Origin of the sequence: Salinispora vitiensis (assembly GCF_000378825.1) — a bacterium.
Lineage (GTDB): Bacteria > Actinomycetota > Actinomycetes > Mycobacteriales > Micromonosporaceae > Micromonospora > Micromonospora vitiensis.
Map to the genome: position 1 here is coordinate 807,699 of NZ_KB900388.1, position 12,899 is coordinate 820,597.

The window sequence follows — 12,899 nt, forward strand, 5'->3', positions numbered from 1 at the left end:
GAGCGGTGGTGCTTCTCCCGCCCCCGACCGACTGGTCACCGGTGGCGGTCAGTCACCGGTAGCGGCCAGCGGTGGCGCTCGTGGACGTCGGCGACGGACCGGGTGGGCCGCTCAAGATCGGTCCGGTCGCGTACCGTTGCCGCTCATGGGTGTGTCGCAACGGTTGAAGAGCAGGTTCCGCCGGTTCCTCCAGCGCCCCGGGACAACAGTCGATCTCGCACCGCTGGAGAAACTCCTGCCCGCCATTGAGACCCGGGTCGAGGAACTACGGGCTCTCGACGATGTCGAGCTGACCGAGGTCGCCGGCCGGGCTGAGAACTACGCGGAGATCTGCGCGGTCGGCCGCGAGGCCGCCCACCGCGGACTGGACCAGCGGCCCTACGATGTGCAGCTGCTCGGTGCGATGGCGTTGCTCTCCGGCAAGGTCGCCGAGATGGCCACCGGTGAGGGTAAGACCCTGACCGCGACGGTCGCCGCGTACGGGCATGTCCGCCTCGGCAACGGTCCGGTGCACGTGCTGACCGTCAACGACTATCTGGCCCGCCGGGACGCCCAGTGGATGCAGCCGGTCTATGACCTGCTCGGCCTGACCGTCGGCTGGGTCAACGAGGCGTCCACCCCGGAGCAGCGACGCGCGGCGTACGCCTGCGATGTCACGTACGTGTCGGTCAGCGAGGCGGGCTTCGACTACCTGCGCGACCAGCTGGTCACCGACATTGAGGACCGGGTCCAGCCGGCGCTGCGTACCGCGATCGTGGACGAGGCCGACTCGATCCTGATCGACGAGGCCCGGGTACCGATGGTCCTCGCTGGAGCGGTTCCTGGCGAGCAGGATCCGCTGCACACCGCCGCGGCGTTGATGCGTGGGCTGCGTGAGGGTCGGCACTACACGGTGGCCGAGGACGGTCGCAGCGTCGCCTTCACCACCGACGGCCTCAGCGCCGTCGAGGCCAAGCTCGGCATCGACCTGTACGACGAGGAGCAGGTCGCCCAGCTCTCCGCGGTGAACGTGGCCCTGCACGCGCACGCCCTGCTGCACCGCGATGTGGACTACATCGTGCGGGACGGCACGGTCGAGTTGATCGACGAGATGCGCGGACGGGTGGCGCAGCGTCGCCGTTGGCCGGATGGACTGCAGGCGGCGGTCGAGGCCAAGGAAGGGCTCGACGCCACCGCCGAGGGGGAGGTGCTCGGCACGATCGCCGTGCAGGCGTACATCGGGCTCTACCCGACCGTGTGCGGGATGACGGCGACCGCGGTACTCGTCGGCGAGCAGCTACGCGAGTTCTTTGATCTCGAGGTGGCGGTGGTCCCGCCGAACACGCCGTGTGTCCGCGAGGACGAGCCGGACCGGATCTACGCGACCCAGGCGGAGAAGGAGGAGGCGCTGATCGACGAGATCCGGCGCAACCACGAGCGGGGACGGCCGGTCCTGGTCGGCACCCTCGACGTGAAGGAGTCCGAAAGCCTGGCGGCCGGTCTCGACGCTGCTGACGTTCCCTGCGTCGTGCTGAACGCCAAGAACGACGACGAGGAGGCGGCGATCATCGCCGAGGCCGGTGCCCACGGCGCGGTCACGGTCTCGACCCAGATGGCCGGCCGGGGTGTCGACATCCGACTCGGCGGCAGCGATCAGGCGGACCGGGACCGGGTGGCCGAGCTGGGTGGTCTCTACGTGATCGGCAGCGGCCGGCACGACAGCCGTCGGGTGGACGACCAGCTGCGTGGGCGGGCCGGTCGGCAGGGTGACCCGGGTGGGTCGGTCTTCTTCGTCAGTCTGCAGGACGATCTCGTGGTCCGGCACGCTGGCGACACGGTGCCGCGGTCGCCGCGGATGAACGCCGACGGCCTGGTCACCGACCCGCAGGTGGATTACGCCGTGGAGCACTCCCAGCGGGTCGCGGAGGGGGTCAACCATGAGATCCACCGCAACACCTGGCGCTACAGCGTGGTGGTGGAGCAGCAGCGCAAGGCGTTGGCGGAGCGCCGTGAGCGGCTGCTGACCAGCGATGTCGCCGCACTGATGCTGCTCGACAAGGTCGCGGACCAGGCGGGCGAGATGGACGAGGATCTGCTCGCCCGGGCCGCCCGGTCGATCGCGTTGTTCCATCTGGACCGGCTCTGGGCCGAGCATCTCGCCGAGCTCTCCGAGGTCCGCGAGGGCGTGCACCTGCGGGCGTTGGGCCGGTTGGACCCGCTTGACGAGTTCCACCGTGCCGCGGTGCCCTCCTTCAACGAGTTGGTGCCGGAGATCGAGCGGCGCACCATCGAAACCTTCACCGAGACGGAGTTCGACGAGGACTGGGAGCCGGACGAGGCCAAGCTGGTCCGGCCGAGCGCGACGTGGACGTACCTCGTGCACGACAACCCGTTCGGTTCGGAGCTCGACCGGCTGATTGCCTCGGTGGGGCGGCGGCTCAGCTCGGGATCCCGCTGATTCGTCCGGAGTGTTCCGCTATCCTCCGGCTCCGGAGGCCGCCCACTTTAGGTAGTTTCGACCCCTCCCCGTGGGGTAGTAGGCCGGGGCCGCGGAGTCGGGACGGACGAATGCTTCGGCGGTCCGGTGGGATGGGCAGCGCACGGCGTGACGGAGGTGGGGTCTGGTGGACCTGGAGATGCGGGAGTCGGTCGGGGGGACGCTCGGTGTCCTGGAGACCGCGGGACTGCTCCGGGAGCTGACCGCCGGGCTGATCGGCGCGAGCGACCTCGACGCCGCGCTGACCGTCCTCGTCCGGATCGCCCGGGACGGTGTCCCGGGGGTCAACTGGTGCGGGTTCACCTCCCTGCGCGCGGGGGAGCAGGCCGGGGCGGTGGCCTCCGATCACCGGCTCGCCGAGCTCGACGACCTGCGGCACGGCCCAGACTCGCCGGCCATGGCGGCGATCGGGCGACGGGAGCTGGTGGTCGTGGAGCGACTGAGCGTTGAGACGCGGTGGCCGGACTGGACGTGGCGGGCCCGACGGCTCGGGGTGTCGGCTGTGATCTCCGCGCCGGTCGATATCGACGAGCAGGTGATCGGCGCGCTCAACCTCTATGCGGGAGCCGGGGAGGTGCTTACCCCCCGGCACCAGCTGACCGCGATGCTGGTGGCCGACCACGCCGGTCTTCTGCTCGCCGCGGTACGGGATCGGGCACGGGCGGTGACCGAGGCCGGTCAGGTCGACGTGGCACTGCTCGGCGAGAGCGTTGTCGGGCAGGCGATCGGTGTCGTCATGACCCAGCGGGGGTGCCGGGCGGAGGAGGCAGTGACGGTGCTGCGCAGCGCGGCGTCCTCGCTCGGGATCCCGCTGCGGGAGGTGGCCGAGCGGTTGGTCACCACGGTTTCGCGGCCTCGCGACAACTAGCCCGCCGGAGGAATGGCCGCGCGGTGGGCGGGGCTGTTCCGCTGGACCCGTCGCCGTGGGTCTCAGTGGGCGACCCGGTGGTGGGCAGCCAGCAGGTCGGCGCCGAAATCACTGCTCGGCCGGCGAAGCACGGTGTGGGCGTGGTTGCCGTCGTCCGCGGTGTTGTCGTACTCGATCAGCAGGTCGTCGCCCTGTACGCGGTAGTAGTGGCGCTGCCCCGGCCAACTCGGTCCAGCCCAGGCGAAGTGCATTGGGGACCCGGCGAGCCGACGTGCCTCCCGGTTTGCCAACTCTGGCGGGAGCCGTTCCAGGTAGAGGGCGACGAGTTGGTCCAACAGGGCCCGGCCGGTCGGGTTCAGCCGGTCAGCGGAGACACCGAGGGGAGTCATCGGGGTGTCCACGCGCGGTCGGGTCGCGCTGATGATGTCGGTGGGGGCCGCCTCGGCGATGAGCGCCGTCGCCCGTAGTTGCGGGCTGAGGGCATCCAGCAACGCCCGGCCCAGGTCCTCCTCGGGGCCGAGCGGGCGGGTGACCGGCCGGCCGGCCCACCGGACGGCGGCCGGGTTCGCCCCGAAAAAGACCGGAGCGGGGGAGACCTGGTCGGCGACGATGGTCATGCTGATCGACAGGTGGTGCCCCTCGACCCGCCACCCCCACGCCTCGTCCTGGATCGGGTCACCGAAAACCGCCACCCAGTAGTCGTCGCTGTGTCGGCCGCGGCGCCACCCCTCGGCTCGGTCGAGGACCTCCTCCAGCCCGATAATCGTTACTGCCTGCGCGTACGCCGACGGGCTCAGGGCGCTCGCCAGTAGTCGGTGGGTGGCTTTCCGGGCAGCGCGGGGCAGGTCGGCCAGGCAAACGCCAGGCCGGGGCCGGGGCCGGTACTCGATCCAGCGTCGCGCCCTCAGGTCGTCGAACCGGTGGGTCGCCCGGGTGCTTTCCGGCTCGTCCAGGGCGGCGAGCAGCGCCGCCGCGGCGGCGCGAAGCTGCTGGGAGAGCGAGTCCTCCACCTTTCCTGTATACCCCGCCGGAATGCGGTGACACGGGTAGTGGGGCAACGGAATGGTAAATGTGAACGCGGTGGGGACCCCCGGATCGGGTCCTCGCAGCGGCTCTGCTGTAATCAGTTGACCTCGTACGCAGAGCGAGCATCTCGCTTCGATGTGTAAGCCAATTGTCACATTCATGCAACGCAGCTGCCCCTTGACCGCCGAACGGGTGCCGGGAAGCATCGGTGAAGCGGCGTCCCGGGCCGTTGGGGAGATACCCGGACCAGCCAAGGAGGACCATGTCGGTCAGCCCCGCTTCGTCGCGCGCCGGATGGCATTCGTCCCAACCTGCTGTTCCCGGTCGCCCGCCGGGAGGCCAGCGCCGTCCCACCAACACGGTTCCCCCGGTCCTCACGGTGACCCTGTCGATCCCGTTGGCCAGCGACGAGGCCCTGAATCCAGCGGCCCGGCGGTTGCTGGACGCGGCCCGAGAACTGGTGGAGTGTGGAGACGGCACGGTCACCATGACCGGCAACGGGTTTTCGGACCGCCGGGCGGAGCCGGTCCCGGCCGGCCGTTCGCCAAGCCGGTCGCTCGCCCCCACCATCCCCACCATCCCCACCCTGCACATCCTCGCCTCCTCTCGGTCCGTGCTGCGCGACGGCGAGCCGTTGTCGTTGACCCGGCTGGAGTTCGATCTGTTGTTGCACCTGGTTGCCCACCCCCGCCGGGTCTTTACGCGGCTGCAACTACTCAATGCGGTCTGGGGCTACGAGCACGCCGGGGTACGCACGGTGGACGTGCACGTCCGTCGGCTGCGGGGCAAGGTCGGAGTGGATGTCCCCCTGGTCACCACCGTCTACGGGGTCGGCTACCGGCTCGCTGACGACGCCCGAGTGGCCATCGACCGCAGCGGTTGACGGAGGCCATCACCCGCGCTGGTCTGACGGAGCCGTCACCCGCGCTGGTGCTGCGCGCCATCCATGGGCCCGGGTAGCCGGTCGGGCGGCGGTTTGGTCCGTGGCGGTGCGGGGTATTCGGTCGGCTCACACACGGGTCGTCAACCCGTGTAGCGACGACCAGCACCGGTCCGGTGGACCGGAAGGCCCTCAGGAAGGCAGGCAGAAATGCTCGTCCACGACCCGGTCGACACGCCCCGGCCCCAGGCGGAAGCCGATCAGATCCGGCAGTCCCTGCAGGCCCGCTACGACGAGCTCGCCGCCGAGTACGAGCAGGCTGTGGTGCAGAGTCAGGTGCTGCGCCTGGTCGAGGTCGGGGACACCGCGGGCGATGATCAGGCCGACAGTGGCACGAAGACCGCGGAGCGGGATACCGCGCAGTCCCTGTTGCGCACGATCCTCGACCGCCGGGCACAGTTCGAGCACGCCCTGACCCGGCTGGAAGAGGGCACCTACGGCTTCTGCGAGGGCTGTGGCGCGGCTATTCCGGTGGAGCGGTTGGAGATCTTTCCATCTGCGACGACCTGCGTTAGCTGCAAGCAAACTCGGGAGCGTCGCGCGGCCTGACGCGCCGTCGCCGCCCAGGGTGGCACGGCCGGAGCGGACGGAGGTGGCTGGAAGGTGACGCTGCAGGCGAGAACGGAGCGCTGTCGGGGCGTCGTTGTTCACGTCGTCGGAACGCCCCGCGGTTGGCGACGGGCGCCCCGGCCCGGCCGGGCCAGCCCGCTACGACAACGCCGCGGCCCGGTGGGGCCCCCGCGGCGCGACGACGATGGCCGGTGGGAGCCCGACGCTCGGGGGTGGAGCGACAGCTGAGCAGCCCCACCCACCGACCCACCCACCCGCCTGCCCTTCCGGGTGGCAGGGTTCTTCGGACCCGGGTCCGTTGACCGGCGAACGCCAACGTCGCAGTCCGGCGGCGGCTACCGTGTGGTGGGGAGGGCTGGAGGTGGGGTACACCCGCCGTAGGACGGACCCCGGCGTTCGGACGGGGCACAGCCGAGGAGCACCCATGGCACTCAACGACGACGACATGACGACCTCCGGCGGGGCCGACCGCGCCGAGGGTCCGGCTGATGGTGGGGCGACCCCGGGTCAGCATGATGGTGGTGCCGACGGCAGCGCGGAGGGTCCGGCTGATGGTGGGGCGACCCCGGGTCAGCATGATGGTGGTGCCGACGGCAGCGCCCGCTGAACCACGCGGTGCCGTACCTCGACTCGCCGGGCGGCCCCGGTCGCCCGGCACTCCCGTTCGCCCCCGAGGAGCCCGAGCGAACCGTGGCGTCGGCGTTGACCCGGTGCGTCTCCGTCGAGCCGGCGAGGTTCGCCGCCGTGCACTGGGGACAGGCGCCGCTGCTGTCCCGCGCCGACGAGTTGCCCAACCAGAGCGGCTTCTGCGACCTACTCAGCCCGGCCGACGCGGACGAGTTGCTCAGCCGGCGGGGCTTGCGCACCCCGTTCCTGCGGGTGGCGCAGGACGGCGTGTTGGTGCCGGCGGCGCGGTACACCGGCGGCGGGGGCGCGGGCGCCGAGATCGCCGACCAGGTTCTCGACGAGAAGATCCTCGACCTGTACGTCGGCGGCGCCACCCTGGTGTTGCAGGGCCTGCACCGCACCTGGCCGCCACTCATCGACTTCACCCGGGAGCTCGGCTGGGCGCTCGGGCAGCCGTTGCAGGTCAACGCCTACCTGACTCCTGCCGGCAGCCAGGGATTTGCCACCCATTACGACACGCACGACGTCTTCGTCCTCCAGGTCGACGGTGTGAAGCACTGGCGAATCCACCCGCCGGTGCTTGCCGATCCGCTGGAGCGGCAGCCGTGGGGCGGCCGAGCCGATGAGGTCTCGGCGACCGCGACGGGGGCCCCCAGCCTCGACGTGCTGCTCGCCCCCGGCGACGCGCTGTACCTGCCCCGTGGCTGGTTGCACAGTGCCAAGGCCCAGGAGCGCAGCTCACTTCACCTGACCGTCGGCGTACGGGCGCTGACCAGGTACACGCTGGTCGAGGAGTTGCTCGCGCTCGCCACCGAGGAGCCGCGGCTGCGGGCCACCCTGCCCTTCGGGATTGACATCTCCGACCCGGAGGCGGTGGAGCCCGAGTTGACGAAAACGGTGGAGGTGCTGCAGGACTGGCTGCGCTGCGTCGAACCGGCAGCGCTCGCCGCCCGGCTGCGGCAGCGCGCATGGCCGGCCGCCCGGCCGGCTCCGCTGTCTCCCCTTGCCCAGGCGGCCGCGTTGGACGCGCTCGGCCCTGACAGCCGGGTCACTCCCCGTCCGGGCCTGCGGTGGCAGCTCACCACGGCGGGAGAGCGGGTGACGCTGCGGGTCTTCGACCGTACGATCACCCTGCCGCAGGCGTGTGCCCCGGCCCTGCGCGCGTTGCTCTCCGGGGAGGTCAGCCGGGTCGGGGACCTGCCCGGCCTGACCGACGACCCCGATCGGGTCACCCTCGTGCGTCGCCTGCTCCGGGAGGCGGTCGCCGTACCTGCCCAGGGCGGCTGTCCGAACCGGCCCGATGAGGGCGCGACGGGTGGCTGACGCCGCCACGACTGACCGGCTCAGCGGGCAACGGCCAGGAGGAGCCCCGTCGTCAGCAGTCCGGCGACCACCACCACGGCCACCGGGCGCGGGCCGAGCACCGCGTGTTGCCGGTCAGCGAGAATCTTCGCCGGGATCAGGCCGGCCAGCGGGCCGAGCAAGGTTACGACCAGCGCCAGCACCGGCAGCCCGACCGCGAGGTCGCCGCCGTACCGGTCGCCGGCGGTCCGGGCGACGGTGCCCAGGGCGTACGTGACCAGCGCACCACCGAATCCGCAGCCGACCAGCAGCGGATTGACGGATCCGGGCAGCTCACCGGGTTGACCGGTACGGGCCAGGAGGTCCCGCACCGCGGCCAGCATCGGCAGGGGGTTCCCGGCGACGCCGGTGACCGGGCCGGGGGGCCCGTCCAGCTGGCGGCCCGTCGACCGAAACCGCCCGCGTAGCTCTTGCCACAACAGCCGGACCTCCGCCTCGACCCGCTCCTGCAGCCGGCGAGCTGCCGTCACTTCCCGTTCCGCGTGCCGGACCTGGTCCTCGGCGTTCGCCACGGCACGCCGCGCGGCCGCACATTGCTGCTCGTACCAGGCGTGTGCCTCGGCCCGCTGCGCCGACACCTGCTCGGTCAGGTCGGCCAGTCGTCGCACCTGCGCCGGATACGACTCGCTCGGCACCGGCTGCCTCACCGCTGGTGCCCGTACGGGATGATGGTTTGCCCGGTGCGGTGCACCGCCCGGTCGAAAAAGAGGCCCCGCCATGGGCGGGGGTACCAGTCCGGCCCGCCGGTGCCGGGATAGAGCGAGGCGCCCAGTTCCCCGCCGTGCGTGTCGAGCGCCACCCAGGCACCGATCTGGTCCGTGCGGGCGGCCGGTCCGCCGAGGTCGGCCCGCATCCGCGCGACTCCCCGCCACCAGGCCAGCACATGCGTCCGCCGCTCCGGCCCGTCATGCAGGACGCGGCGTAGCTGCTCCAGCCCGGTCTGGCCGCCAACCCGGGCGGAGAGCGCGCCGGCCGCCGCGTCAACGGCGAACAGCAGTAGGTAGTGGGGAGCACCGACGCCGGGGGCGCCCAGCCCGGCGGTGGTCTCGGCCATCAGCTCGGTGACGGTCTCCTCGTCGTACCAGGCGGCATCGTCGGCGAGGTCGGTGTAGAGGCAACGGGCGGCGGCGTCGGCGTCCGGGTCCAGACAGGCGATGGAGAACCGTGCCGTTCCGGGACTGTGCTGTCGGGCGAGCGACCGCCCAGCCGCGGCGAGTACGGCGCACGCCTCGTCAACGCGGGTGCCCAGCACGGCGAGGTTACGCCCGGGCGCGCGCGGCAGCCGAAGCCCTGCCGAGCGGGCCTGTACGTCGATGATCTCGCCGAGTAGCGCCGTCGGGGCTCGTGGCGTCCCGGCCTCCGGTGCGCAGAGCGCCTGGTAGTCCGGGGCGTCGGTCAACCGGGGGATCGCGTCACCATCGAAGAGCCGCGCCGGGGCGGCGTCCGGCCGGCGCATCCGCCAGAGTCGGTGCTGCAGCTCGCTCCACGTCTCCCAGTCGCTCGCCGACGGTATCCGGGCGACCGCGTTCCCCTCGGCCAATCCCGACTCGGCGTTGATCACGGCGTGGTGGCGGGGTAGTGACTGCGCGGCGTCGTTGCGCTCGGCGAGGATCCGGAGCGCCTTGGGTAGGGCGATGCGGAGGGTGAACTGGGAGACCAGGGCTGGCCGCCCCCACAGCGCCTCGATTCCCCGGACGTCCTGCGAGGCGAGGACCAGGTGGATGCCCTGCGAGCGGCCGCGCCGGGCCAGGTCCTCCAGGAGATCGGCGGCCTCCCGGGCGACCGCATCGCGGCCGGCGAGCAGCATTTGGAATTCGTCGACCACGGCGACGATCCGCGGCCAGCGCCCGGCCGGGTCCACCGCGCGCAGTTCGGCGAGCTTCGTGACCTCGTACTCTTTGGCCGCGTCGGCGCGCCGGCGCAGCTCTTCGGCGAGGAAGCGGAGCAGGGCCAGACCGAACTCCCGGTCCGTGTTGACGTTGATGCCGACCAGCCGAACGTGCGGCAGCCAGCTCGGGTCGCGGCGACCCTGCGCAAACCGGGCGAAAGAGACGCCCTCCTTGAAATCGAGCAGGTAGAGCTCCAACTCGGCCGGGGAGTAGCGGGCGGCGAGCGCACCGATCCAGGCGAAGATCAGGTTTGTCTTGCCGGTGCCCGATGGGCCACCGATCAGCGCGTGCGGCGGATAGTCACCGATAGTGACCAGCACCGGTTGGCCGTCCGTTCCCTCGCCGATCGGCGCGATCAGGCCGGACGCTGAGTCCTCCCGCCACATCTGCTCCAGCGGTGGGAGCAGGTCGCTGAAGGGCGTCGGCTCCGGGCCGGCGTTGACCCGGGCGGCGATGCCCCGGCAGGTCTCGGTAACCAGGGTCGCCGGGGGCGCCGGGTCGAGCGTGACCGGCGGTGCGCCGGCAAGCTCGACCCGGCCCGGTTCGACGCGGATCCGGGCCACGGGGGCGTCCTCCGGCAGGGTCAGGCCGCGTACCACCAGGTGCACGCCGCAGGCCGCGCCGGTGCGGACCACCCGGTCGAGTTGGCCGCGTACGTGCCGGGACGGCTCCTCCCCGCCGAGTAACACCGCCACCCGCCACGGCTCTGGCCGTCGACCGGTGGCAGTGGCCAGCTCACGCAGGGAGCGGTGCTCGCCCGCCAGCACAGTGGAATTGATCCGGTGGATCTCCTCGACGAGGTCGTCCAGGAGCCGGCCCAGCCCGCCCGGTCCGACGAAGGTGAGCAGCCCGGCGGTACCCAGCGGCGCGAAACCCGCCAAGCCGCCCCCGAGATGCTCCGGGTCGTATCCGGTCAACCGGACCGCGCCCGGGTCGGCCCGGCCTACCGCCCGCAGCAGTAGCGCGGCCACCACCGCCTCGCCCGCCACCCGGTCGCTGCCGGTCAGCTCGACGTGCCCGGCGTCGAGTAGCGGCACCAACGCGGGCACCGACTCCCCGCCCGGAACGGCGAGCGTGCCGACCCGTAGTGGGCCGGGCAGGTCCGTCCGGCGGGCGGGGGTTGGGTGCCACTGTGGCCAGTCGGTGGTGGCCGCGCCCGGGGCCTCCCGGTGGGCCGCGTCCGCCGCCCGCCGGGACAGCTCGGCGATCCGGGCCGAGTGTTGGGAGTCGATCTCGGCGAGGCGCCGGTCTCGCTCCGCGCCGACCCGTGCGGGCACTGCGGCGGCGGCCTGGCGGACCCGGTCGAGTCGGCCTTGTTCGGCGGCCAGTTCGGTCTGCGCCGCGGCCAGCCGGGTCCGGGTCGCGCCGAGGGCCTCGCCGAGGGTTTGTCGGACCCGGGCCGCGAGCTGCGCCCGTCGGTCAGCCATCGGCGCCTCGTCGAGACGCGGGCTGTCCCGGGGTGATCGCCCCGCTCCGGCTCTCGGCGGGAAGCCGGTCCCTGGGTAGCTCGCGGCCGAGCCGGGCGAGCAGGACGCCGGTCAGCACCCCGGCGGTGACCGCCGGGTCGGCAGCATGTGGCTGTTCGGCGTCCTCCCGGCGGGGCGGCGGCATCCGGCAGACCCGGGCCAGCAGTGTCTCCACCACCGGCGCGGGCAGGCCCGGCAGTAGGTCGCGGGTCCGGCTGGCCAGGACTTGGCGGAGCCGCGGCAGGTCCTCGGCCCGGGGCGGGTGCCCAAGGAACTCCCCGGCCAGTTCCCGCAGCAGGGGAGGGGCCAGCGCGGCCAACCCCAACCCCACGTCGGCGTGGGCGCGGCCCAGCTCGGCGCGGAGTCGTTCCCGGTCGCCGGCGCGGACCTCGTGGACGACTCGGCGCAGCAGTTCGCCGGAGTCGGCGATCGCCTCATCCGGTGGCTCCGACCCGCTCCTGCCACCGGTCAGCTCGGCGACCCGGACTGCCCACCAGCGCGGTGCGGCGGTCGGGCTCGGCGGGACAGTGGCCGTGGTCGGTGGCGTGGCACCACGGGGAGCATCGTGTGCCGGTTGCCGGTCGGGGGCGGTACGTGTGGCGGGTGAGTCGTCGGCCGCCAGCCCGATCATGGCCAGGTACGCAGTCAGCTGCTCCTGGGCGACGCGCAGCGCGTAGCCGGCGGACTCGGCGTATTCGACGGCGCTGGACAGCTCCGGCACCCCCATCGGGTTGGCGGACTCCTGACGCACCCAGCGCAGCCGCTCGGCGGCCAGCCCGAACCGGTCGAGCGCCTCGGCGAGTTGGCCGAGCGGCAGGTCATCGCTGGCGGCGCGCACCTGCGCGCCGATATCTTCGACGATGGACACGGCGGCGCTCAGAGGGTCGCGACGTACAGCTGGGCCTGCTCGACCGCGACGAGCGTGGCCGCCAGGCACTCCTCCAACTCCTGCCCGGCCTGGGTCAGCGAGGCCTGGGCCGCATCCACCGTCTCGTGTCCGCTGCCCTCCAACGCGCCGGCCAGCGTCTGTTGCGCCTCGGCCAGCTGCTCACCGGCAGCGTGCACAGCCTTCTGACCGTCACCGATCTGTTGGAGCGCGACATCGATGGCTGCCTTGAGCTCGGCGACGCTCGCCACGACGGAACCTCCTGGGGCAAGGGGTGCCTCCATTAGAGCCTATCGGCACCAGGAGAGAACATCCTCCCTGCCAGTATTCAGCCCTCCTGAGTGGTTGTCACCCAGAAGCGCGGGGAGGTCGACCACCCCGGGATGCGTGGCTGGGCTCAGCGGCCGGTCAACCAGCGCGGTCCACGTACCTCGGCGCCCCGCCGGAGCACGCGTTCTCGCAGCTCCCGGTCGGCGGTGATGACGACCCGGCGGCGCTGCGGGTCCGCGGTGACTAGGTCCACCACCGCGTCGTCGCCGGACTGCTGGGCTACCACCACCCGTACCCCCGGCACCGGCGGCACCCCGCGCGCCGCACCCTCAACCACCAGCACCACCTCGACCGGCGGCGGCAGCTCCGGTGGCACCCCGGAATCGGGCAGGCCGGTGAGGCTGTCCCGCAGTCGGGTGGTCGCCCCGACCCGGTCCCGCCACCAGCCGTCCGGCCGGGATCCCACCACATTGGCGGCGTCCACGATCAGCAGCGGTGTCCCGTTCATGCCGCCAGCCT

The 12,899-nt window shown here is 72.3% G+C and carries 12 protein-coding genes; 6 read left to right on the forward strand and 6 right to left on the reverse strand.

The window, feature by feature from the left end:
- Nucleotides 1–145: 145 nt before the first annotated feature.
- Complete coding sequence (gene secA2 / locus SALPAC2_RS0103685) at nt 146–2,437, forward strand: accessory Sec system translocase SecA2 (RefSeq protein ID WP_018215288.1); 2,292 nt, start codon at nt 146–148, stop codon at nt 2,435–2,437.
- A gap of 166 nt (nt 2,438–2,603) precedes the next feature.
- Nucleotides 2,604–3,344: a GAF and ANTAR domain-containing protein gene (locus SALPAC2_RS0103690; protein ID WP_018215289.1), complete on the forward strand. Its 741-nt coding sequence runs from the start codon at nt 2,604–2,606 to the stop codon at nt 3,342–3,344.
- Nucleotides 3,345–3,406: 62 nt separating this feature from the next.
- On the opposite strand, the gene SALPAC2_RS0103695 is transcribed toward SALPAC2_RS0103690, so the two are convergent.
- Nucleotides 3,407–4,354: a DUF3500 domain-containing protein gene (locus tag SALPAC2_RS0103695; RefSeq protein WP_018215290.1), complete on the reverse strand. Its 948-nt coding sequence runs from the start codon at nt 4,352–4,354 to the stop codon at nt 3,407–3,409.
- Nucleotides 4,355–4,749: 395 nt separating this feature from the next.
- Between SALPAC2_RS0103695 and SALPAC2_RS0103700 the strand changes: the two genes are divergently transcribed.
- From SALPAC2_RS0103700 to SALPAC2_RS0103715, 4 genes are all read left to right on the forward strand, one after another.
- Nucleotides 4,750–5,253, forward strand: coding sequence for a winged helix-turn-helix domain-containing protein (locus SALPAC2_RS0103700; RefSeq protein WP_018215291.1), 504 nt, complete (start codon nt 4,750–4,752; stop codon nt 5,251–5,253).
- Between the two features lie 207 nt (nt 5,254–5,460).
- Nucleotides 5,461–5,859, forward strand: coding sequence for a TraR/DksA family transcriptional regulator (locus tag SALPAC2_RS0103705; RefSeq protein WP_018215292.1), 399 nt, complete (start codon nt 5,461–5,463; stop codon nt 5,857–5,859).
- A 445-nt stretch (nt 5,860–6,304) separates the two neighbouring features.
- Nucleotides 6,305–6,487: a hypothetical protein gene (locus SALPAC2_RS0103710; RefSeq protein WP_018215293.1), complete on the forward strand. Its 183-nt coding sequence runs from the start codon at nt 6,305–6,307 to the stop codon at nt 6,485–6,487.
- Nucleotides 6,488–6,495: 8 nt separating this feature from the next.
- Entirely contained in the window at nt 6,496–7,830 is a 1,335-nt protein-coding gene (locus SALPAC2_RS0103715; RefSeq protein WP_018215294.1) for a cupin domain-containing protein, read from the forward strand.
- Nucleotides 7,831–7,850: 20 nt separating this feature from the next.
- Here the strand turns inward: SALPAC2_RS0103715 and SALPAC2_RS0103720 are convergent, their stop codons facing one another.
- From SALPAC2_RS0103720 to SALPAC2_RS0103740, 5 genes are all read right to left on the reverse strand, one after another.
- The gene (locus SALPAC2_RS0103720; protein WP_026184382.1) at nt 7,851–8,516 is read right to left on the reverse strand and encodes a hypothetical protein; all 666 of its coding nucleotides are present in this window, start codon (nt 8,514–8,516) and stop codon (nt 7,851–7,853) included.
- Nucleotides 8,513–11,185: an FtsK/SpoIIIE domain-containing protein gene (locus SALPAC2_RS0103725; RefSeq protein ID WP_018215296.1), complete on the reverse strand. Its 2,673-nt coding sequence runs from the start codon at nt 11,183–11,185 to the stop codon at nt 8,513–8,515. The genes SALPAC2_RS0103720 and SALPAC2_RS0103725 overlap by 4 nt, the downstream gene beginning before the upstream one ends.
- Nucleotides 11,178–12,092: a magnesium transporter gene (locus SALPAC2_RS0103730; protein ID WP_018215297.1), complete on the reverse strand. Its 915-nt coding sequence runs from the start codon at nt 12,090–12,092 to the stop codon at nt 11,178–11,180. The genes SALPAC2_RS0103725 and SALPAC2_RS0103730 overlap by 8 nt, the downstream gene beginning before the upstream one ends.
- Nucleotides 12,093–12,100: 8 nt before the next feature.
- The gene (locus SALPAC2_RS0103735; RefSeq protein ID WP_018215298.1) at nt 12,101–12,361 is read right to left on the reverse strand and encodes a hypothetical protein; all 261 of its coding nucleotides are present in this window, start codon (nt 12,359–12,361) and stop codon (nt 12,101–12,103) included.
- A 146-nt stretch (nt 12,362–12,507) separates the two neighbouring features.
- The gene (locus tag SALPAC2_RS0103740) at nt 12,508–12,888 is read right to left on the reverse strand and encodes a hypothetical protein (protein ID WP_018215299.1); all 381 of its coding nucleotides are present in this window, start codon (nt 12,886–12,888) and stop codon (nt 12,508–12,510) included.
- Between the last annotated feature and the right edge of the window lie 11 nt (nt 12,889–12,899).